Consider the following 19,995-nt stretch of genomic DNA (forward strand, 5'->3'; position numbering starts at 1 on the left):
GATGACATCGTCGCTCTCCCGGCTGCTCGCCGTCCTGGTCCTGGTACTGACCGGCGCCGCGTGCGGGAACCCCGGCTATGACCTGTCGGCCGGCACCTACACCGCGGACGAGGCCGCGCAGGACGGGCTGCGGCGGATCACGGTCGCGGACACCGCGGGGATGCCCGCGGCGTTCGTCCGGTACGGCATGCAGCGGGGGCATTTCGCCGCGCAGGGGCTCTCGGTCGACTTCAAGAGCTCCGGCGGCGGCACCACGGTGATCCCCTCGCTCATCAACGGCGAGCTGGACATCGCCGGGTCCAACGTGGTGTCCAGCATGATCGCGATCGACCGCGGCCTGCCGGTGAAGATCATCGCACCGGGCACCAGCGCCGGTGTGGACGCGTCCAGGGACTTCTCCGCCCTCCTGGTGACCCAGGGCAGCCCGATCAGGACCGTGGCCGACCTGTCCGGCAAGCGGATCGCGGTCAACGCCCTGCAGAGCGTCAGCGACGTGATCGTGGCGGGGCTGATGGCCAGGCACGGCGGCGACTTCGCCAGCGTGACGTTCGTCGAGATGCCGTTCCCCGACATGCTGCCGGCGATCGAGCGGGGCAACGTGGACGCCGGTTTCCTGATCGAGCCGTTCGGCACGGTGGGCCGGTCCCAGGGGCTTCGCGAGGTGGTCCAGCCGTACGCGGCCCTCCAGCCGGGGTTGCAGATCGGCGGATATCTGGCGGCGGCGGAGACGGTGGAGAGCGAGCCCGAGATGGTCGCGGCCTTCAAGCGGGCGGTGCGCGACACCGCGCGGGACATCGCGCGGGATCCCGAGTCGTTCCGCGCGGCGCTGCCGAAGATCAGCAATCTGGACGCGGCGATGGCGGCCAGGGTCCGGCTCAACCAGTGGAAACCGGACAACGACCGGGCCGGGATGGAGAGCCTCGCGGCCATCATGCTCCGGATCGGCTACCTGAAGGAGCCCTTCGACTACCGCCGCGCGGTGGTGGGCTGACCGGTCAGCCCACCGGTCAGCCGACTGGGGCGCGGGTGGGTGGTCACAGCTCCGCGCCGAGGAGTTGCTGCACGGACTCCGCGGCGCGCAGCACCGCGGGGGCCAGCGCGCGCCCGGCCTCCGCGGTGGGCATCCGGCTGGAGGGCACGACGACGGCGACGGCCGCGAGGGGGGCGCCGGTGATGTCGCGCAGCGCGACGGCGACGGCGCTGATGCCCTCCTCCCCCTCTTCGACGTTGAGCGCGTAGCCGTCGCCGCGGACGGCTTCGAGCTCGTTCCGCAGCACCTCCCAGTCGCCGATGGAGGAGGGCGTCCTGGTGTCCAGCTCGTGGCCGCGGTAGCGGCGGTCCAGCTCGACCGGCGGCAGGGCGGCGAGGATCGCCTTGCCGCCCGCGGTGCAGTGGGCCGGGAGCACGATGCCGGTGCGGTTCCCGACGCGCACCGCGCGGGTGCTCTCGACGCAGTCCACGAACCGGATGTTGCGCCCTTCGAGGAGGGACAGGCTGACCGTCTCCCTGGTCTGCTCGCGCAGTTCCTCCAGCACCGGGCGGGCCACCCGGCGCAGGTCGATCCGCCCGATGGCGGCCAGGCCGATCTCGTTGAGCACCGGTCCCGGGCGGTAGGCGCCGTTGGGCTTGTCCTGCAGGACGAAGCCGCGCTTGCGCAGGGCGGCGAGCAGCCGGTGCGCGGTGGACCGGGCGACGCCGAGCAGGTCCGCGGCGTCGGCCACCCGGAGCACCTGCCGCTCGCCGATCAGTTCGAGCAGCCGCAGCGCGTTGTCCACCGAACTGAAGCCACCCTCGCCCGAATTATTCGACATAGCGGAACTATATCCGAAATTTCTTCTAGTAATAGGAATTCATGGATATGGTCATTTTCATGGTGCCTAATCCGCCAGAAGAACCTCCCGTGATCGTGGTCGGCGCCGGACCGGTCGGCATGACCGCCACCGCGATGCTGGCCCGGGCCCGGGTGCCGGTGGTGCTGATCGAGTCCGAGCCGGTGCCCAAGACCGACTGGCGCGCGTCCACCTTCCACGCCGCCACCCTGGAACTGCTGGAACGCGTCGGGGTCACCGGGCAGATGGTCGCCGAAGGGCTGCCCGTGCCCAGGTACCAGTTCCGCGACCGGCGTGACGGCCTGGTCGCCGAGTTCGACCTGACCCTGCTGAAGGACGAGACCCGCTACCCCTACCGGCTCCAGCTCAACCAGCAGCACCTGGTGCGCATGCTGCACGAGCGGCTGCGCGACGACGACTCGGTGCGGATGATGTTCGGCAGCCGGGTGACCGGGGTCGCCGGCACGCCGCGGGGCGCGTCGGTGACGGTGGAGTCGCCGGGCGGCCCGCTGACGGTGCACGGCTCGCACGTGATCGGCGCGGACGGCGCGAGCAGCGTCGTACGGCAGTCGCTCGGCGTGGCGTTCGACGGGTACACCCACGCCGAGCGCTTCCTCATCGCGAGCACCACCGCCGACCTGGCCGGACTGCTGCCGGGCATCGCCGACGTCAACTATGTGGCCGACCCCCTGGAGTGGCTGTTCCTGCTACGCACGCCGGAGTCGTGGCGGGCGGTGTGGCCGGTGCCCGCGGGGGTGCCGGCGGAGCGGGCGACCGCGCCGGAGACGCTCCAGGCGCAGCTCCAGGGGCTCGCCCCCTGTCCCGGCGGCTACCCGATCGTGGACGCCCAGCTCTACAACGTGCACCAGCGGGTGGCGGCGAGCTTCCGGACCGGCCGGGTGCTGCTCATCGGGGACGCCGCGCACATCAACAGCCCGCTCGGCGGGGTCGGGCTCAACAGCGGCATCCACGACGCGATCGACCTGACGACCCGGCTGGTCCGGGTGCGCGCGGGCGAGGCCGCCGAGGACCCCGAGTTGGACACCTTCGCCGAGATCCGCCGGCGCGTCGCCGTCGAGTACGTGCAGGCGGACACCCGGCGCAACACCGAACGGCTGAACGAGACCGACGAGGAGCGCCGGGCGGCGAACCGGGCGGAGATGCGGGCCACCGCCGCCGATCCGGAACGGGCCCGCGCCTGGCTGCGCCGGGCGTCGCTGCTGGAGAGCGTCCGGCGGTTCGGCATCGGCACGCCCCCCGAGGAGTACGCGCGTCGCACCGGCGGCTCCTCCGACCCCCGAAGGGAGGACCCCGTTGCCGGGTGAAAGCGCCGACGCGCTCGACACGCTGTACCGGGATCTCGACGCGGCGAGCCTGCGTCCCCTGTGGACCATCACCGAGCAGTTGCTGACCCCGGCCCCGCGGCCGAAGGCCGTGCCGTGGCTGTGGCCCGCGCGCACGATGCGCCCGCTCGCCGAGCGCGCGATCGGGCTCGTCCCGGTCGAACGCGGCGGGGAGCGCCGGGTGCTGAGCCTGGCCAACCCGGGACTGGGCGGCCGGCCGTACGCGGCGGGCACGCTGTGGGGGGCGATTCAGTGCCTCGGGCCGCGCGAGTCGGCCCCCGCGCACCGGCACACGCCGGGCGCCGTCCGTTTCGTGCTCGAAGGGCAGGGGGTGTGGACGACCGTCGACGGCGACTCCTGCGCGATGCGGCCGGGCGACCTGATCCTCACCCCGGCGTGGAACTGGCACGACCACGTCAACGAGGGCGACGAGCCGATGTTCTGGTTCGACGGCCTGGACCTGCCGATGATCGAGGCCCTCGACGGCGTCTTCTTCGAGCCGCACCCGGACCACCGGCAGCCGGTCAGGGGACGCAACCTGTCCGAAGACGGGTACGCCGCCGCGCCGGGCCGGTTGACCCCGGGAGGGGTGGACGGGGCGCTGGACCCGGCGCCGTCCCCGCTGCTCGTCTACCGGTGGTCCGACACCGACGCCGAGCTGGACCGGCTCGCCGCGCGCACCGGGGAGCCGATGGTCACCCTGGAGTTCACCAACCCGCGCTCGGGCGCCAGCGCGCTGCCCACCCTGGCCTGCGCGATGCACCGGCTGGCCGCCGGCCGCCCGACCCCGCCGGTACGGCGCAGCGGCAACACCGTCTGTGTCGTGCACCGGGGAACGGGCGCGAGCGTGATCGCCGGGACGCGGTTCGCCTGGGAGCCCGGCGACATGTTCGTCGTGCCGTCCTGGATGCCGGTGGAGCACCGGGCCGAGACGCCCGCCGACCTGTTCACGCTCAGCGACACCCCCGTGCTGCGGGCGCTCGGCATCTACCGCGAGGAGACGCTGGACGCCGCGCAGCCGGTGACCGGAACCTTCGAGCCCCGAGGAGAGACCTTTCCATGAAGCTGGCGTTGCTCGACGGGCTCCGGCTCGCCGCCGTCCGCGACGGCATGGCCGTCGACGTCACCGCCGCCCTGCCCTGGGCGCACGACGCCGATCCGCTGACCGCCGGATGGTGGCGGCGGCTGTGCCGTGACTTCGCCGAGGCGCGCCCGGCGCTGGAGGAGGCGGCCGGGACGGGCAGGGCGGTGCCGCTGGACTCGGCGCGGCTGCTCGCCCCGGTGCTCAACCCGTCCAAGATCGTGGCCTGCGCGAGCAACTACGCCGACCACGTGGCGGAGATGCACGAGGTGCAGCGGCGCACGCTGGGGCGGGTCGAGTCGTGGATGATGGAGTTCGACGTCTTCCTCAAGGCGCCGTCGTCCATCTCGGGCCCCGGCGACGACATCGTGCTCCCGCCGGAGGTGGTCGCGGCCGGGCAGGAGATCCACCACGAGTCGGAGCTGGTCGTCGTGATCGGCTCGGGCGGCAGGGACATCCCCGAGGACACCGCGCTCGGCCATGTCTTCGGTTACACCCTCGGCCTGGACATCACGGTGCGCAGCGCGGCCGACCGGTCCCGGCGCAAGAGCTACGACACGTTCTCGCCGATCGGCCCGTGGGTGGTCACCGCCGACGAGGCCGGCGACCCGGGCGACCTGGACATCGTGCTCCAGGTGAACGGCGAGGACCGGCAGCGGGTGAACACCGCCACCCTGGTCACCAAGGTGCCCGCCATCGTGTCGTACGCGTCGAGGATGATGACGCTCCTGCCCGGCGATGTCATCTTCACCGGGGCCCCGCCCGGGGTCGGCGCCATCCACCGGGGCGACCGGCTGACGACGTGGATCAGCCGGATCGGCCCGATGACCCTCGACGTGCGCTGAGGGAGCCCGCGCGGGACGGCCCCACGATGCGGCGGCGGCCGTCAGGCCGCCTCCGCCGCCTCGCCCGCCTGCTGGAGGGCGGTGGAGAAGTGCTGGTCGGAGAGGATGTGGCCGACGCCGACGACGAGGACGACCGGCCATTCGACGACCCCCAGGACACCGAGCGCGCCGAGCACGGCGTAGAAGGCCAGCCTGTCCGGCTCGGGCATGGCGAGGCTGCCGAGAACCGGGACGTGGACCGAGGGCCGTCGCGGAGCCCGCCGGGCGGAGGTCCGCGCCGTGCCGTCCCGGACGGAGGCGCTCGGCGTACGGCGGCGCGCGGGGGTGGGCGTCCGCGTCGCGGTGGAGGTTTCGGCCATAAGATCCCCCTTTGATGTGACATGTACCGCACGGGTGCCCTGCCGGTGACCCGGATAACACCGGGCGGCCAAACTTTGCCGCCTTTACCCGCCGCCGACGTCCGGCTCCGGGCGGCTTCGACGCGGGTCCTAGCCGAACAGCGCGCGTCCCCAGAAGTCGCCGCCGTCGCGGACGCCGGGCGGGCAGGCGAACAGGGCGCTGGAGACGTGCTTGATGTACTCGTTGAGCGCGTCGGACCTCGCCAGCGCGGACTGCACCGGGACGAACTGGCGGCGCGGGTCGCGCTGGTAGGCCATGAAGAACAGGCCGGCGTCGAGGCGGCCGAGGCCGTCGGAGCCGTCCACGTAGTTGTAGCCGCGCCGGAGCAGGTGGGCGCCGTCGTTGTTGGTGGGATGCGCCAGCCGTACGTGGGCGTCGTCCTTGATCAGGGGCCGGCCGTCGGAGCCGGTGAGGGTGAGGTCGAGCGGGTCGAACTCCTTCTTCCCGCCCAGTGGCGCGCCCTCGCCCTTGTCCCTGCCGAAGATCTGCTCCTGCTCGGCGAGCGGGGCGCGGTCCCAGGTCTCGATCTGCATCCGGATCTTGCGGGTGACGAGGTAGCTGCCGCCGGTCATCCACGCGGGGCCGTCGCCGGGGCCGACCCAGAGCTGCTCGCGCAGCAGGGCGGAGTCCTCCAGCTTGAGGTTCGCGGTGCCGTCCTTGAAGCCCATGAGGTTGCGCGGGGTGGCCTGGGCCCGGGAGGTGGAGGAAGTGCGGCCGAAACCGAGCTGCGACCAGCGCACCGAGACCCGGCCGAAGCCGATCCTGGCGAGGTTGCGGATGGCGTGCACGGCCACCTGGGGGTCGTGCGCGCACGCCTGGACGCAGATGTCGCCGCCGGAGATCCCCGGGACGAGGGCGTCGCCGGGGAACTTCGGCAGGTCGGCCAGCGCGGCCGGCTTCCTGGCCGCGAACCCGAACCGGTCGTCGAACAGCGCGGGGCCGAAGCCGACGGTGAGGGTGAGGCCGGAGGCGGGCAGGCCGAGCGCCTCACCGGTGTCGTCCGGCGGCGCCTCGGGCAGCCCGCCGACCGCGCCGAAGGCGCCGGCCTCCTTGCCCTGCGTCATCCTGGCCGCCGCCGCGGTCCACTCCTGGAGGAGCTCCGACAGCTCCGCCCGCTCCCCCGTGGTGACGTCGAAGGACACGAAGTGCAGCCGGTCCTGGGCGGGGGTGACGATCCCGGCCTGGTGCTCGCCGTAGAACGGGTACGGGGTGCCCGCCTCTTCGCCCGCGGCGGGCCGCGGCGGCTCGCCGGGGAAGGCGCGCGCCGCGAGCGCGCCGGCGCCGGCGGCGGCCACGCCCGCCGCCCCCAGCCCGAACAGCCTTCTCCTGCTGACCTGCTCAGCCACTGCGATCCTCCCTGGACGGCACGCGCCCCACGGCCGGGCGGCTCATCCCGCGATGACCGCGGCGATCTTGCTGATCGGCTCGGCCAGCGCGTTGATCGCGTCGGACAGCGTCTTCAGCTCGGCCTCCGACAGCTCGTTGTGCAGCTTCCAGCCGTCGCCCTGCCGGTGGGCGCCGAGCGCGGCCTCGGCCGCGGCGAACTTGTCGTCGAGCGTCTTCACCAGATCGGGCGAGCGCTGTTCGAGGACGGGACGCAGGGCCTGCACGGCCGCCTTGGAGCCCTCCAGGTTGGCGTCGAAGTCCCACAGGTCGGTGTGCGACCAGATGTCCTCCTCACCGGTGATCTTCCCGGTGGCGACCTCGTCCAGCAGCCCCTTGGCGCCGTTGGCGAGCTGGACCGGTGAGAGCTTGGCGGAGTTCGCCCTGTCCACGATGGTCCTGACGTCGGTCATCAGCTTGTCGGCGACCGGGCCGTCGGCGGAGACGTCCTTCTTGATCCACAGGTCCTTCTCGATCCGGTGGAAGCCGGTCCATTCCTGGCCCGGCTCCAGGTCGGCCTCGCGGGCGTCGATCGCCGGGTCGAGGTCGCCGAAGATCTCGGCGACCGGCTCGATCCGCTCCCAGTACGTGCGCGCGACCGGGTAGAGCTCCTTGGCCCTGTCGATGTCGGCGGCCTTGACCGCGTCCACGAACTCCTGGGTCTTGACCAGCAGCGTGTCGCTCTGCGACTTGACGTAGCGCTGGTAGCCGGCGGTCGCCGCGGCGAGCTCGGCGTCGGCGGACAGCGGCTGGGCGGTGCCGGACACCTTCAGCGCGCTGCGGATGCCGTTGCCGACCATCCCGGGCTTGCAGGCGGCCTCGTAGGCGCCCGGCGGCAGCTCGACGATGACGTCCCTGGTCAGGCCGGGCACGATGTTCTCCACCTCGCCCATCACCCGGTCGCCCGGCGCGTAGACGTAGAACTCGGTGACCTTGGTGCCGTTGTTGGTGATCGCGAAGGTGGAGGTGCCCGCGGTGACCTCGCCGGCGGCGACCTTGCACTCGGTGTCGTTCGCCGCGACGGCGATCTTGGCGTCCTCGGCGGGCGCGGCGCCCGGGGTGCCGGACTGCGTCTCGCCCGAGCAGGCGGCCAGCGTCGCCGCGGCCAGGCCGGCGGTGGCGAGCAGGAGGAGGGTGCGCATCTTCAACTCGTTTCAGCCGTCGCGGGCGCGGCCGGCGCCGGGCGGTTCGAAGGGGGTCGGAGGAAGAGGATCAGGGTGGGCACGGCGTAGGCGACCCAGGCGACGGTCTCCAGCACGGTCGGCTGCGGGGTGATGTTGAACATGCCCGCGATCAGGGCCCCCCACCAGGAGTCGGCGGGCAGGATCGCGCTGATGTCGAACGCCTGGGTGGACAGCCCCGGCAGCAGGTCGGCCTCCTGGAGGTCGTGCACGCCGTACTTGAAGATGCCCGCGGCGACCAGGATGAGCAGCAGCCCGGTCCAGTGGAAGAACGTCGTGAGGTTGATCCGCAGGGCGCTGCGGTACAGCCCCCAGCCGATCACGACGGACGTGAGGAGGCCCAGGCTGATGCCGATGAGCGGGGTGGCGGTGGTGGTGGCGCCCTGGACGGAGGCGAAGAACAGCAGCGCGGTCTCCAGGCCCTCCCTGGCCACGGCGAGGAAGGCCATGACCACGACCGCGAACGGGCCGAGCCTGAGAGCGTCGCCGAGCCTGGCGCGCAGTTCGCCGGACAGCGACCTGGCGGCCCTGCGCATCCAGAAGATCATCGCGGTGACGAAGACGGTGGCCAGCAGCGAGGTGATCGCGTCGAAGAGCTCCTGCTGCCGGTGGTCGAGGTGGGCCGCGGTGAAGGTGAGCAGCGCGCCGAAGCCGACCGAGAGCGCCACCGCGGCGAGCACGCCGGTCCACACGAGCGGGAGGCGGTCCCTGCGATCGCCCTTGACCAGGAACGCGACGAGCACGGAGACCACCAGAGTGGCCTCCAGCCCTTCGCGCAGGCCGATGAGAAAGCTGGCGAACACCGTCACTCCATACTCTTTGGCAAGGCTTACCTAATTGGGGCAGGAAGCACCATACTCCTCCGCCTGTCAGATCGACAGCCGGGGCGGCTTCGTGCGCGCACGCTACGCGAACCCCACCCGTCCGTCCTTTCACCGCACTCATCCGCGCACAACCCCTTCACAGCCGACTGCCGCCGGTTTACGTTCCGTGGAGCGTTGTATGTCAGTGATCTCCACTCTTCGACTGAGAATGAGGAACCTGCATGCGCACAACCCGGCGCAGGGGTGCCACCCGCGTGCTGACCGTCGCCGCGGCGCTCGCCCTTCCCCTCACCCTCGCCCCGCCCGCCCAGGCCGATCCGGTCCCGAGCAGGTCAGAGAAAAAGCTGATCGACTCGGTGACGGCAGTGGGCGCGAAGCGGCATCTGGCCGCCTTCCAGTCCATCGCGAACGCCAACGGCGGCACCCGGGCCTCGGGCACCCCCGGCTATGACGCCTCCCGCGACTACGTCGCCGGCAAGCTCCGCAAGGCGGGGTACACGGTCACCGTCCAGCCGTTCGAGTTCCCGTTCTTCGAGGAGCGGGCCACGGCGTCGATGGCGCAGGTGTCGCCCGAGCCGAAGACGTACGCGCCCACGCCGCCCGACGGTTCGGCGATCGGCGAGTTCGCGACGATGAGCTATTCGGCGGCGGGCGACGTCACCGCGACCGTGCAGGGCGTGGACCTGACCCTGCCGCCGAGCCCGGCGCCGAGCTCCACCTCGGGCTGTGAGGCGGCCGACTTCGCGGGCTTCACCGCGGGCAACATCGCGCTGATCCAGCGCGGCACGTGCGACTTCGTGGTCAAGGCCACGAACGCGGAGGCGGCCGGCGCCTCGGCGGTCATCATCTTCAACGAGGGCCAGCCGGGCCGTACGGAGACGCTGCTCGGCAACCTGGGCGCGCCGGACGTGGGCATCCCGGTCGTCGGGGTCGGCTTCGCGGTGGGCGAGGAGCTGAACTCCCCCGCCGGCACCGTGGTACACCTGGTCACCGACACCGTCAGCGAGCTGCGCACCACCTCCAACGTGCTGGCCGAGTCCAGGTGGGGCGACCCGAACAGGACGGTCATGCTCGGCTCCCACCTCGACTCCGTGTCGGCCGGGCCGGGGATCAACGACAACGGGTCGGGCAGTTCGGCGATCCTGACCGTGGCCGAGGCGCTGGGCCGGGTGCCCACCGTCAACAAGCTGCGTTTCGCCTGGTGGGGCGCCGAGGAGCTGGGCCTGCTGGGCGCCGAGCACTACGTGGCCGCCCTGTCGCCCCAGGAGCTGGCGAAGATCAAGCTGTACCTGAACTTCGACATGGTGGGCTCGCCCAACTACGCCTTCAAGATCTACGACGGTGACGACTCCGACGCGACCGGCGCCCCCGCCGGCCCGCCCGGATCGGACGAGATCGAGGCGCTGTTCGAGCGCTACTTCGACACCCTCCGCCAGCCGCACAACGGCACCGACTTCGACGGCCGCTCCGACTACGGCCCGTTCATCGCGGCCGGCGTCCCGGCCGGCGGCCTGTTCACCGGCGCGGAGGGCGTCAAGACGGCCGAGGAGGCCAGGCTGTTCGGCGGCACCGCGGGGCAGCCGTACGACCCGTGCTACCACCAGGCGTGCGACACGACGGCCAACATCAGCGACAAGGCGCTCGCGGTGAACACCGGCGCGATCGCCACCGCCGCCGTGGTCTACGCCTACAGCAGGAACCTGCCGGGACCGGACACCGCCGCCGCGCCCAAGGCGGCGAAGACGGCGAAGGCCGGTGCGGTCAAGGCCGTCCTGCACGACCGCGCCTCCCGCTAGCGGCACCCGCACGAAAGGACGCGGCCGTGCGCCCTGAGGGCGCACGGCCGCGTCATCGGGGTCCCCGCCGACGACCCCGGGTGCCGGTCAGTGACCGTGGCCGTGGTGGTCGTCATGGCCGTGGTCGTGGTCGTGGTCGTGACCGTGGTCGTCGTGCTTGGCCGGGCGGAAGTCGCGGCGGTCGAAGCCGTGGCGCCGGGCGTAGTCGGAGGACACGACCCGCCACTTGCCTCCACTCCACCGGTAGAAACGGTGCCCGTCGTAGCGGTAGTGGTTCCCGTGGTCGCTGCTGAACCAGTCGCCGTGCGCGTGCGCCCGGATCCACAGCCGGCGGCCGTCCCAGCGCCGGGTGTCGGTGTTGTGCCACGCCGAGTGGCGCACGGTGACGGCGGCGGTGACGGCGGCGGTCCTGGCCGTGGTCTCGCCGGCGGTGGCCGCCGACGCGGCGCCCCCGCTGGTGAAGACGATGCCGCCCGCGACGGCGAGCGTGGCGGCGGTGGTGATCACGCGACGTGTGATCTTGCCCATTTTCCAGTGCCTCCTTGGTACGCACGCCCGTTGCCGTGACTTCGGACGACGAGCGTGCAGCGTGTTACGTGGGGATTAACGAGGCACTTGTCGCACTTACTCCCAATCATCCCATGATGTGACAATCCCCACGCATGTCCGAAATATTGAACTTTCATCCTGCTTGTCTCGTTCTACCTCATCCGATGGCGGCGTGGGCGGGGGAGGTCACCGGCCTGCCGGCGAGCGGCGTACCTTCAAGTTTCCCGCCGTGACCGTGGGAGGCTTCTCCGCGGAACCCCCCGCCCGCACTGGGCCTTTGTACGGGTAACCTTCAAATCGATGGACGAGAAGGGTGGTGCGGGGGCGGGACTCCGTCCCGTCGATCTGGCGCGGCTGGCGGGCATCTCCACCCAGCAGGTCCGCAACTACGCCGACGCCGGCATCCTGCCTCCGGCCCCGCGGACCGCGGCCGGTTACCGCAGGTTCGGCGCGGAGCACCGGCGGGCGCTGCTCACCTTCCGGGCGCTCGGCCGGGGGTACGGGTGGGAGACCGCGCGGGCGATCATGCGGGCGGTGCACGCCGGCGACCTGCCCGCGGCGCTCGCCCACCTGGACGCCGCGCACGCCGACCTGCACGGGCAGCGACTCTCCCTGCGGGCCGCGGGCGAGGCGCTCGAAGCGATCGCCGGGCAGGAGCCCGAACCTGCCGCGCTCCCCCGGTCGGGCCTGCGCATCGGCGAGGTCGCCGCCCGTCTCGGCGTGCGCACGTCCGCGCTGCGGGTGTGGGAGGCGGCCGGCCTGCTGACCCCCCGCCGCGACCGGGGCACCGGCTACCGCCGCTTCTCCCCGGCCGACATCCGGGACGCCCGCATGATCAACATGCTGCGCCAGGGCCGGCACCCCCTGCCGCAGATCCGGACCATCCTCGACGGGCTGCGCCGCACCGGCAGCACCGAGGCCCTGCGCGCGGCCGTCGCGCAACGCCGGGCGGGCCTGACCGCGCGGGCCACGGCGATGCTGGCCGCCTCCGCGGACCTGCACCGGTATGTCGCGGGCGAGGACGCCGGGCACCCGGAGGACTGGTGATTACACCGATGCGGCACGGCTCGCCGCCGTAGATCATCCCTGGTGTGGCCGGCCCGTCCGGCCGCCGAAAGGAGAACTGACGGCATGGTCTCGCTGGTGAAAGCGTCCCGGGTCGTGGTGGCGGGCGTGGTGGCCGCCGGGCTCGCGGCCGGACCGGCTCACGCCGGAGCCCGGGAAGCACCCCGATCGGCTCCCGCCCCCGTCCCCGTCCCGGCCGTCGAAGGGCCGGTGCCCGGCGCCCTCCCCGGCGACCCGGCCGCGCCGGACGTGCGGGACACCTACCCGTGGCTGTCCACCGACGTGAACCTCGCCGCCCGCGGTTACGTGGAGCAGGAGTTCCACCTGTCCGGCGCGGCGGACGCCTACAGCACGACCGGCGAGCTGCTCGAAGCCGACGTGCCCTACCGCACCCGGATCATCGTGCGCCGCCCGGCCCAGCAGGCGAGGTTCAACGGCACCGTGCTCGCCGAGTGGCAGAACGTGACCGCCGGGTACGACCTGGACGCGCTGTGGAGCGCCGACCAGATCACCCGGGCCGGCTACGCCTGGGTCGGCGTCTCGGCGCAACGGGTCGGGGTGAACCAGCTCCGCCAGTGGAGCCCGGCCCGCTACGGCGGCCTGGACGTCACCGGCGGCGGCCGGTTCGCCGCCGACGAGCTGTCCTACGACATCTTCGCCCAGGCGGCCAGGGCCGTCAGGGCCAGGGGCGGCACGGCCCCGCTCGGCCGGCTGCGCCCGGACACGGTGCTCGCCGTCGGCGCCTCCCAGTCCGCGAGCCGGATGACCGTCTACTACGACGCCGTGCTGCCGAAGACGGAGAGCGTCTTCGACGGCTTCGCCAACATCATCGGGTCCGCGCCCACCCGGGTCGGCCCGGAGCCGGTCTTCCAGGTGCTGTCGGAGACCGACGTGCGCTCCCCGGTACGGCCGGCCGACACCGACCGGTTCCGCCGCTGGGAGGTGGCGGGCTCGGCCCACTCCGGCTGGAACGGCCAGCAGTACCGGCGTCCGCTCCTCGCCCGCGACCTCGGCAGCGCGCCCGTCTACGACTGCGACCGGCCGCCGTTCAGCCACGTGCCGCTGCACCACGTGATCGCCGCCGCCTACGACCACCTGACCCGCTGGGTCGAACGCGGGATCGCGCCGCCGTCCGCGCCGCCGCTGGAGTTCGACGCCGACGGCTCCAAGGCCCGCGACGAGCTGGGACTCGCCCGGGGCGGCATCCGGCTGTCCCAGGTCGAGGCGCCGACCGCGCTCAACGACGGCGACAACTCCGGCGAGTCGTTCTGCCGGCTCTTCGGCACGCACGTGCCGTTCGACCAGGCCAAGCTGAGGGGCCTCTACCGGAACCGGGGCCGGTACCTCGCCGGCGTCGCGCTGGCCGACGCGGACGCCCTGCGGAAGGGCTACCTGCTGCCCGCGGACGCGGCGCAGAACCTCAAGGACGCCGCCGAGGTCGACTTCGGCCGCCGCTGAGCCGCGCCGGTGAGGGGGTACGGGCCCGCCCGCGCCCCCTCACCCCGCGGCTACGGCAGGACCAGGCTCTTGTGGTAGATCCGGTAGTCGCAGGGCGTCGCCAGCAGCGGGTTCAACTGGGGGAAGTCCTCCTCGAAGGCCCCGACACGGACCTGCCGGTACCCCATCCGCTCATACCAGGCGGCCAGGAACTCCTTCGACGGGTGGGACCACTCCCTGGGGACCAGCAGTTCCAGTTGCATGACGGCGAGCCCGTCCTGCCGGCAGCTCCGCTCCGCGTACCGGACGAGTTCGCGGCCGACACCCGTGCCGCGATGGGCGGGGTCGGCGGCGAGCATCCCGAACTCGCCGGTCACCTCGTCGAGCCGCTGGACCCGGACGCTGCCGGCGAGCCGCCCGCCGAGCCTGGCCACGACGATCTCCCCGGCCAGTGTCAGGGCGGCGAGCTCGGCCTTCGTCGTCCGTTCGGCACCGTCCCGCCACAGCCCCTTCTCCGACTCGGCGTAGACCTGGTTGACCAGCCGGGTGATGTCCGCCATGACCCCGTCGTCGGAGCTCGCCGCAGCGGGCAGCGGGCGGATCTCGATGGAACTCACGCTCTATCCCTCATGTCAGGTAATGTCCGGCAATTGTCCATCCTGACGGAGATCGTCCAGGGGGCGGAATCCGTCGCCGTCATGACGCGCCTCAGCGCAGCGGCTCGTCCCTGGTCTCCGGCAGCGCGAAGACGTAGACCAGGGTCGAGATCAGCGCCAGCGCGGACATGTACCAGGGGAACAGGCCCGAGTTGCCGGCTTCCTTCAGGGCCGTGCCGATCAGCGGGGCGGTGCCGCCGAAGACGGCCACGGTCAGCGAGTACGGGAATCCGGCGCCGGCCGCGCGCACCCGGGTGGGGAACAGCTCGGAGTTGACCGCGGCCGAGATCGAGGTGAAGCAGGCCAGGAACACCATGCCGACGCACTGGACGATCAGCAGGCTGACGAAGGAGTCGGTCAGGGTGCCGAGCAGCGGCACGGGCAGCAGCGTGAACGCCAGCCCGAAGACGATCAGCATCGGCCTGCGGCCGACCCGGTCGGAGAGCATGCCGAGCAGCGGCTGCAACACCATGAAGAACAGCAGCGAGATGGTGCCCACGGTGAGCGAGTCGCCCGCGTCGAAGCCGACGTTCTGCTGCGCGTAGGTGGGCAGGAACGTCGTCCACGTGTAGTAGGCCACGGTGCCCGCGACCGTGATGCCGACGATCAGGGCGGCCTGCCGGGGGAAGCGGACCAGGAACTCGAACATCTTCGGCTTCTCGGCCCTGCCCTGCTGGATCTCCTCGGCCAGCGTGGTGGTCTCGTCGGCGCCCCGGCGGATCCACAGGCCCACCAGGCTGAGCACCGCGCCGACCGCGAACGGCACCCGCCAGCCCCAGGAGTTCATGTCCGGCTCGGACAGCGTCGAGGCGAGCAGGGCGGCCAGGCCGGAGGCGATGAGCTGGCCGATCGTGGTGCTGACGTACTGGAAGCTGGAGAACAGGCCGCGCCGGCCGGGCGGCGCCGACTCCACCAGGAAGGTGGTCGCCGCGGCGAACTCGCCGCCCACCGACAACCCCTGGATGAGCCTGGCCAGGGTCAGGATGATCGGCGCGAGCACGCCGGCCGCCGCGTACGTGGGGGTGACCGCGAGCAGCAGCGAACCCGCGCCCATCAGGACGATGGTGAACGTCATCGCCGCCTTGCGGCCGAACCGGTCCGCGAACGCGCCGACCACCAGGCCGCCGAGCGGGCGCATGAAGAAGCCCACCGCGAAGACCGCGAACGCGCTCAGCACCGGGACCAGCGGGTTGTCGTTCGCCGGGAAGATCTGCTCGGAGAAGTACACCGCCAGGAACGAGTAGGCGTACCAGTCGAACCATTCGACGACGTTGCCGATGCTCGCCGCCGTGAGCTGGCGGACCCTGCTCCTGGGGACGCCGATCGGGGACTGGCCAAGGGAGGGGGTTGCCACGAGGGCTCCTTTGCTTCAGTCACGGAGATGGCTTACTGTGCATCGGGACGACCGAAACAGTCAATTATCTTCCGACATATTTACAATTCCGACACGAAGACGGCCCATCGTGGATGTTCTCGACCGGCGTCTCGTCGCCGCCCTTCAGGTCAACCCGCGCGCCTCGTGGGGCGAGATCGGCCGTGCCGTGGGGGAGCACGAGCGGACCGTCGCCAGGCGGCTGCAACGGCTGCTCGCCGACGGCGCGGTGCGGGTGACCGCGATCTACGACGACCTGCGCTCGGGCACCGGCAGGCCCGCCCACCTGCACGTCCAGGTACGGCCCGGCCTGGTGGAGGAGGTCGCGCGGGCGCTCGCCGACCGCCCGGACACCCGCTCCGTCTACGCGATCACCGGGGCGGCCGACATCAGCTGCGAGCTCATCGCCCCGGCCCGGCAGGCGATGCACGACATCCTCGCCGCGCAGATCACCACGATCGACGGGGTCCTGCAAACCCGGACGCAGGTGGTGCTGCACACCTTCCGCACGGTGGCCGAGTGGCACGCGCCGTACCTGACCGACGCCGAGGTGGCCGAGCTGCTCCCGCCGCCGCCCCTGGAGCCGCTGCATCCGGAGCCGCTGCCTCCGGAGCCGCTGCCCGACCGGGACGGCCTGGCCGCCGGGGAGCGCGAGGTCGCCGAGCTCCTGGTCGCGGACGGCCGGATCGGCTTCACCGCGATCGCCGAACGCCTGGACATCTCGGTGCCCACCGCCCGCCGCCGGGTCGCCTCGCTGTTCGAGCGCCGGCTGTTACGGCCGCGCGCCGAGATCGAGCCCGCCCTGCTCGGCCTGGAGGTGGAGGCCCAGCTCTGGCTGTCGGTCCATCCGCGCGGGCTCGACCGGGCCGGCGAGACGCTCGCCGCCCACCCCGGAGTCCGCTACTGCGCGGCCACCTCCGGCTCGCACACCATGATCGTGCAGGTTGCCACGGCGCACGAGGCCGACCTCTACCGCTTCCTGACCGGCGTCGTCGGAACGCTCCGCGACGTCAACGACGTCAACATCACCCTCATGACGCACGCCTACAAGCGCGGCCACCTGCGCAAGTCGGGCCTGCTCACCCTGGGGCGCCCGGCCTGACCGCGGGCGGGCCGGGTCAGGCGCCGCCGCACTCGCAGTCCACCGCGTCCCACAGTTGCTCGAAGACCTCGGCGGTCAGCCTGGTCATGCCGAACTCCCACAGCTCCAGCGGCTGGTCGGTGAGGAAGCCGTGATCGTCCTCGATGTGCCGCCAGGAGTATTTGCGCACCCGCCGGCCGGCCGTGATCTCGACCTGCCTGACCACCCAGTATTCGCCCTCGGACTCCACGGTCTCGAAGAGCCACAGGCCGCCGTCGCCGTCCTTGCCCTGCCAGTGCTCCCGGGGCTCGGCCGAGGCGTCCAGCTCCCGCAACATCGCCACACGCTGATCCATCGACACGCCTCCGAGGTTCTCACGAGGGGCCGACACTTCCGGGCACGGCCCGGCCCATCGCCCCTCCGGGGGGACGGGAGTCGCGGACCGGGTCAGCGGAGTCCCAACCGGCCGAGGGACGCTTTGCAGTAGGGGCGCTGGATCTCGTGCACCAGGTCGCAGATGCCGGGTTCGCGGGCCCGGACGGAGGTCGCCTTCGGCTGGGGACGCCGCTCCGGGACCGACGGCCGCTCCGCCTTCCGCCGCACCGGCCCGGCCGGCCGCGCCCGGGAGGAAGCCGACTCCGCCGCCGCCCGCGGCCCGCCGCCAACCGCCCGCGAATCCCCCGCCCCCCGTGCCCCCCGCGAACCGCCTCCCGCCCCACGGGAATCGCCTCGCGCCGCCCGCAGACCACCTCCAGCCGCCCGCGGACCACCTTCCGCCGCCCGCGAACCACCTGCCGCCGCCCGCGAACCACCTGCCGCCACCTGCGGACCAGCGCCCACCGCTCGTGAGTTGTCTCCCGCCTCCCGCGGACCGCCTCGTGCCGCCCTCAGATCGCCTCCCGCCGCCTGCGGACCGCCTTCCGCCGTCCGTGAATCGCCTCCACCAGCCTGCGGGCCGCTGCCCGCCGCCCGTGGACCGCCTCCGGCCGCCGATGAGCTGTCTCCGATGTGACCGCCGGCTTGGTCGGCGCCACGACCGCCACCACCGCTGCCACCACCGCCCGCATCGGCACGAGCGTTGACGTTGGCGTTGGCGTTGGCGTGAACGTTGGCCGTGTCGCCCCCGCCGCCGTTCTCTCCACCCCGCCCGCGACCATCGCCGCCGGTGCCGGTATCGGTCCCCGCTCCCGCGCCGCTCTCCTGCCGACGCGCCTCCTGCGCCCCGCCGCGCCCGCCGGTGTCACGCCCGGTGTCACGCCCGGCGTCGCGTCCGGTGTCGCGCTCGGGGCCGCCGGCCAGGCTCGGCGGCGGTGGCAGCGGACGGACGGACGGCCACCGGATGACGTACGGCATCGCGGCCGATGTGGAGTGCGCCGCGGGGCGGCCCTCAGGTGCGGCCGGAACCCCCGCGGTACGGGAGTGGGCCACCAGCGCCACGGCCCCGCAGGCCACGACGACCGCGATGACGACCGGGGTGCCCCGTGGCGGCCGGAGCGGACGCCGGGGAGTGGAGACGCGGGCGTGACCGGGCGGCAGGTCCTCCCTCCGCTCGCGGCGCGCGAGCTCGCGTGGGGAGTCGCTCGCGTAAGGATGACGGTAGGGGGGAGGGTCGCCCGGCCTGCTCGTCGCGTCGGTCATCACACCTCCCGCTCCCGGTTGCGAGGCCCCATCCTCGCCACAGCGTGACCACGATCTTACGCTATGTGCACATCGGGTCGCCGCAGAGCGCGCCGCACGTCAACGACACGGTTTCACGGCACAGGCTCACGACATGGGTTCACGACACGGGCTCACGACACGGGCTCGTGGCTCGGGCTCACGGCGCGGTGGCTCCGGCGTGGAACGTCCCGTCCTGGTCGCCCACGCACAGCGGGCAGACGCCGTACACCTCCTCGGCCAGGAACCCGTCCAGGTCGTCCTCGCCGAAGCGCTCGACCACCAGCCCGCACACCCGGCAGACCAGGTGGTGGTGGCGGGCCGGGTCGCAGAGCCGGTAGGCGGCCTCGCCGGTGCGGCCGAAGACGTGCACCAGCCCGGCGTCGACGAGTGACGACACGGCCCGGTAGACCGTGGTCAGGCCGATCTGCTCGCCGCGTGCCCGCAGCTCGGCGTGCAGCCGCCCGACGGTGACCGGCCGCGCGTGCGGTGCCAGCACGTCCAGCACGAGCACCCGCCGACGTGTCGCCCGGACGCCCGCGCCGTCGAGCATGGTCCTCCAGTACGCCATGTCGACCATTTCCCTCACCGCCCCACCCTGACGACGGTTTTCATTTTCCTCCGATACTGCCCCGGAAAGTACCACTTTGAGGTAAGAAGAGGACCCAGGTCCGCGCCGTGTTCTCCGCGTCAGCCTCTCCGGGGCGGGTTCGCGGCGGGCGGGGCCGTTCTCACGGGGTCGTCTCCGGGCGTCCGGACCAGTCCGGGCAACCGGCGGGCGTGCCACCACGCCGCGTAGCATCCGGCGACGGCCGCGGCCCCGCAGATCCCGCCGAGCAGGAGGCCGCGCACCAGGTCGTAGAGGCTCACCGCCGCCCGGTCGCCGGTCCCGAGCAGGGCCGCGCCCACGACGGCGGCCACCGCGCCGGCGAGCAGGACCGAGCCGCGCAGCCGCGCTCCGGCGCCCGGCCACCTTCCCGGCCGCAGCGGTGCCCGCCGGTACCAGAGGGCGAACCACGCGGCCAGGACGACGAGGCCGCCCAGCGAGCTGACGTACATCACGACGTTGAACATCTTGTGCGGTTCGACGACCGGCATCCGCAGCACCGCCCAGTGCCGTACGGCGAAGCCGTTCACCTGGGTGAACGCGTCCCAGACCAGGTGGGTGGCCGTTCCGGCGAGCAGGGCGGGCACGGCCAGGGCCCGGCCGCGCGCGGACCGTTCCGGGCCGGGCAGCCGGGCGCGCAGGCCCTCGGGGGCCAGGGACGTCAGCGGCGCCCGCAGCACCAGGTGGAACAGCGCGAGCACGGCCAGTCCGGCGGGGAGGTCGACCAGCAGCGTCCCCCACCAGCCGTGGGTGAGCCGCGAGGAGAAGGGCAGCGGCAGGTAGTAGGGCAGGTCGGGCACCATGGCGCCGGTGGCGAGCGCCGACGGCGGCAGCCGGCGCCGGAACGGGAGGATCGCCGCGGCATGGCTCACGGTGAAGGGCACGCCCCCA

The 19,995-nt window shown here is 72.6% G+C and carries 21 protein-coding genes; 9 read left to right on the plus strand and 12 right to left on the minus strand.

Features of this window, described 5'->3' with window-relative positions:
- Nucleotide 1: 1 nt before the first annotated feature.
- Entirely contained in the window at nt 2–991 is a 990-nt protein-coding gene (locus QSK26_RS07630) for an ABC transporter substrate-binding protein (protein WP_285774281.1), read from the plus strand.
- 43 nt (nt 992–1,034) lie between these two features.
- Here the strand turns inward: QSK26_RS07630 and QSK26_RS07635 are convergent, their stop codons facing one another.
- On the minus strand, nt 1,035–1,811 hold the full coding sequence (locus QSK26_RS07635; RefSeq protein WP_285774282.1) for an IclR family transcriptional regulator: 777 nt from the start codon (nt 1,809–1,811) through the stop codon (nt 1,035–1,037).
- Between the two features lie 59 nt (nt 1,812–1,870).
- On the opposite strand from QSK26_RS07635, the gene QSK26_RS07640 reads away from it, so the two are divergent.
- Genes QSK26_RS07640 through QSK26_RS07650 form a run of 3 tightly spaced genes read left to right on the plus strand, consistent with a single transcriptional unit; the run spans nt 1,871 to nt 5,098 of the window.
- Nucleotides 1,871–3,154 (plus strand): FAD-dependent oxidoreductase, encoded by a 1,284-nt coding sequence (locus tag QSK26_RS07640; protein ID WP_285774283.1) that lies wholly within the window; start codon nt 1,871–1,873, stop codon nt 3,152–3,154.
- On the plus strand, nt 3,144–4,235 hold the full coding sequence (locus QSK26_RS07645) for a cupin domain-containing protein (protein ID WP_285774284.1): 1,092 nt from the start codon (nt 3,144–3,146) through the stop codon (nt 4,233–4,235). Before QSK26_RS07640 ends, QSK26_RS07645 begins: the two co-directional genes overlap by 11 nt.
- A complete protein-coding gene (locus tag QSK26_RS07650; RefSeq protein WP_285774285.1) occupies nt 4,232–5,098 on the plus strand; it encodes a fumarylacetoacetate hydrolase family protein in 867 nt (288 codons plus the stop codon). The genes QSK26_RS07645 and QSK26_RS07650 overlap by 4 nt, the downstream gene beginning before the upstream one ends.
- Before the next feature lie 41 nt (nt 5,099–5,139).
- Here the strand turns inward: QSK26_RS07650 and QSK26_RS07655 are convergent, their stop codons facing one another.
- From QSK26_RS07655 to efeU, 4 genes are all read right to left on the minus strand, one after another.
- Entirely contained in the window at nt 5,140–5,457 is a 318-nt protein-coding gene (locus QSK26_RS07655; RefSeq protein ID WP_285774286.1) for a hypothetical protein, read from the minus strand.
- A gap of 129 nt (nt 5,458–5,586) precedes the next feature.
- A complete protein-coding gene (gene efeB, locus QSK26_RS07660; RefSeq protein ID WP_285774287.1) occupies nt 5,587–6,843 on the minus strand; it encodes an iron uptake transporter deferrochelatase/peroxidase subunit in 1,257 nt (418 codons plus the stop codon).
- A gap of 42 nt (nt 6,844–6,885) precedes the next feature.
- Complete coding sequence (gene efeO, locus QSK26_RS07665; protein ID WP_285774288.1) at nt 6,886–8,022, minus strand: iron uptake system protein EfeO; 1,137 nt, start codon at nt 8,020–8,022, stop codon at nt 6,886–6,888.
- Between the two features lie 2 nt (nt 8,023–8,024).
- Complete coding sequence (efeU, locus tag QSK26_RS07670) at nt 8,025–8,864, minus strand: iron uptake transporter permease EfeU (protein ID WP_285774289.1); 840 nt, start codon at nt 8,862–8,864, stop codon at nt 8,025–8,027.
- A 242-nt stretch (nt 8,865–9,106) separates the two neighbouring features.
- On the opposite strand from efeU, the gene QSK26_RS07675 reads away from it, so the two are divergent.
- Nucleotides 9,107–10,681 carry a M28 family metallopeptidase gene (locus QSK26_RS07675; protein WP_285774290.1) on the plus strand — a complete coding sequence of 525 codons (1,575 nt, stop codon included), beginning with the start codon at nt 9,107–9,109 and terminating at the stop codon, nt 10,679–10,681.
- Nucleotides 10,682–10,768: 87 nt separating this feature from the next.
- On the opposite strand, the gene QSK26_RS07680 is transcribed toward QSK26_RS07675, so the two are convergent.
- Nucleotides 10,769–11,209, minus strand: coding sequence for a hypothetical protein (locus QSK26_RS07680; RefSeq protein ID WP_285774291.1), 441 nt, complete (start codon nt 11,207–11,209; stop codon nt 10,769–10,771).
- Nucleotides 11,210–11,530: 321 nt separating this feature from the next.
- Here QSK26_RS07680 and QSK26_RS07685 point away from each other — a divergent pair, with 321 nt between their 5' ends.
- The gene (locus tag QSK26_RS07685) at nt 11,531–12,277 is read left to right on the plus strand and encodes a MerR family transcriptional regulator (RefSeq protein WP_285774292.1); all 747 of its coding nucleotides are present in this window, start codon (nt 11,531–11,533) and stop codon (nt 12,275–12,277) included.
- A gap of 84 nt (nt 12,278–12,361) precedes the next feature.
- Nucleotides 12,362–13,753, plus strand: coding sequence for an alpha/beta hydrolase domain-containing protein (locus QSK26_RS07690; RefSeq protein WP_285774293.1), 1,392 nt, complete (start codon nt 12,362–12,364; stop codon nt 13,751–13,753).
- A gap of 50 nt (nt 13,754–13,803) precedes the next feature.
- Here the strand turns inward: QSK26_RS07690 and QSK26_RS07695 are convergent, their stop codons facing one another.
- On the minus strand, nt 13,804–14,349 hold the full coding sequence (locus tag QSK26_RS07695) for a GNAT family N-acetyltransferase (protein WP_285774294.1): 546 nt from the start codon (nt 14,347–14,349) through the stop codon (nt 13,804–13,806).
- Nucleotides 14,350–14,440: 91 nt separating this feature from the next.
- On the minus strand, nt 14,441–15,742 hold the full coding sequence (locus QSK26_RS07700) for an MFS transporter (protein ID WP_285774295.1): 1,302 nt from the start codon (nt 15,740–15,742) through the stop codon (nt 14,441–14,443).
- Nucleotides 15,743–15,851: 109 nt separating this feature from the next.
- On the opposite strand from QSK26_RS07700, the gene QSK26_RS07705 reads away from it, so the two are divergent.
- Nucleotides 15,852–16,862 carry an Lrp/AsnC family transcriptional regulator gene (locus tag QSK26_RS07705; protein ID WP_285774296.1) on the plus strand — a complete coding sequence of 337 codons (1,011 nt, stop codon included), beginning with the start codon at nt 15,852–15,854 and terminating at the stop codon, nt 16,860–16,862.
- A 16-nt stretch (nt 16,863–16,878) separates the two neighbouring features.
- Here QSK26_RS07705 and QSK26_RS07710 read toward each other — a convergent pair whose 3' ends face one another.
- Both QSK26_RS07710 and QSK26_RS07715 read right to left on the minus strand, forming a co-directional pair.
- The gene (locus tag QSK26_RS07710; RefSeq protein WP_285774297.1) at nt 16,879–17,196 is read right to left on the minus strand and encodes a hypothetical protein; all 318 of its coding nucleotides are present in this window, start codon (nt 17,194–17,196) and stop codon (nt 16,879–16,881) included.
- A gap of 532 nt (nt 17,197–17,728) precedes the next feature.
- Nucleotides 17,729–17,908, minus strand: a complete 180-nt coding sequence (locus QSK26_RS07715) for a hypothetical protein (protein ID WP_285774298.1) — start codon at nt 17,906–17,908, stop codon at nt 17,729–17,731.
- A 272-nt stretch (nt 17,909–18,180) separates the two neighbouring features.
- Here QSK26_RS07715 and QSK26_RS07720 point away from each other — a divergent pair, with 272 nt between their 5' ends.
- The gene (locus tag QSK26_RS07720) at nt 18,181–18,366 is read left to right on the plus strand and encodes a hypothetical protein (protein WP_285774299.1); all 186 of its coding nucleotides are present in this window, start codon (nt 18,181–18,183) and stop codon (nt 18,364–18,366) included.
- Between the two features lie 291 nt (nt 18,367–18,657).
- Here QSK26_RS07720 and QSK26_RS07725 read toward each other — a convergent pair whose 3' ends face one another.
- The gene (locus QSK26_RS07725) at nt 18,658–19,077 is read right to left on the minus strand and encodes a Fur family transcriptional regulator (protein WP_352244301.1); all 420 of its coding nucleotides are present in this window, start codon (nt 19,075–19,077) and stop codon (nt 18,658–18,660) included.
- 110 nt (nt 19,078–19,187) lie between these two features.
- Entirely contained in the window at nt 19,188–19,988 is an 801-nt protein-coding gene (locus QSK26_RS07730) for a DUF4184 family protein (protein WP_285774301.1), read from the minus strand.
- Nucleotides 19,989–19,995: the final 7 nt, after the last annotated feature.

It is taken from the genome of Microtetraspora sp. NBRC 13810 (genome assembly GCF_030268685.1).
Taxonomy (GTDB): domain Bacteria; phylum Actinomycetota; class Actinomycetes; order Streptosporangiales; family Streptosporangiaceae; genus BSRQ01.

Bases quoted from the DNA above. Each gene is read 5' to 3' on its own strand.
- QSK26_RS07635 (WP_285774282.1), bottom strand. From the start codon at position 1,811: ATGTCGAATAATTCGGGCGAGGGTGGCTTCAGTTCGGTGGACAACGCG.
- efeO (WP_285774288.1), bottom strand. From the start codon at position 8,022: ATGCGCACCCTCCTCCTGCTCGCCACCGCCGGCCTGGCCGCGGCGACG.
- QSK26_RS07715 (WP_285774298.1), bottom strand. From the start codon at position 17,908: ATGCGGGCGGTGGTGGCAGCGGTGGTGGCGGTCGTGGCGCCGACCAAG.
- QSK26_RS07640 (WP_285774283.1), top strand. From the start codon at position 1,871: ATGGTGCCTAATCCGCCAGAAGAACCTCCCGTGATCGTGGTCGGCGCC.
- QSK26_RS07725 (WP_352244301.1), bottom strand. From the start codon at position 19,077: ATGGTCGACATGGCGTACTGGAGGACCATGCTCGACGGCGCGGGCGTC.
- QSK26_RS07630 (WP_285774281.1), top strand. From the start codon at position 2: ATGACATCGTCGCTCTCCCGGCTGCTCGCCGTCCTGGTCCTGGTACTG.
- QSK26_RS07685 (WP_285774292.1), top strand. From the start codon at position 11,531: ATGGACGAGAAGGGTGGTGCGGGGGCGGGACTCCGTCCCGTCGATCTG.
- QSK26_RS07720 (WP_285774299.1), top strand. From the start codon at position 18,181: ATGACGTACGGCATCGCGGCCGATGTGGAGTGCGCCGCGGGGCGGCCC.
- QSK26_RS07690 (WP_285774293.1), top strand. From the start codon at position 12,362: ATGGTCTCGCTGGTGAAAGCGTCCCGGGTCGTGGTGGCGGGCGTGGTG.
- QSK26_RS07655 (WP_285774286.1), bottom strand. From the start codon at position 5,457: ATGGCCGAAACCTCCACCGCGACGCGGACGCCCACCCCCGCGCGCCGC.
- QSK26_RS07650 (WP_285774285.1), top strand. From the start codon at position 4,232: ATGAAGCTGGCGTTGCTCGACGGGCTCCGGCTCGCCGCCGTCCGCGAC.
- QSK26_RS07680 (WP_285774291.1), bottom strand. From the start codon at position 11,209: ATGGGCAAGATCACACGTCGCGTGATCACCACCGCCGCCACGCTCGCC.
- QSK26_RS07675 (WP_285774290.1), top strand. From the start codon at position 9,107: ATGCGCACAACCCGGCGCAGGGGTGCCACCCGCGTGCTGACCGTCGCC.
- QSK26_RS07710 (WP_285774297.1), bottom strand. From the start codon at position 17,196: ATGGATCAGCGTGTGGCGATGTTGCGGGAGCTGGACGCCTCGGCCGAG.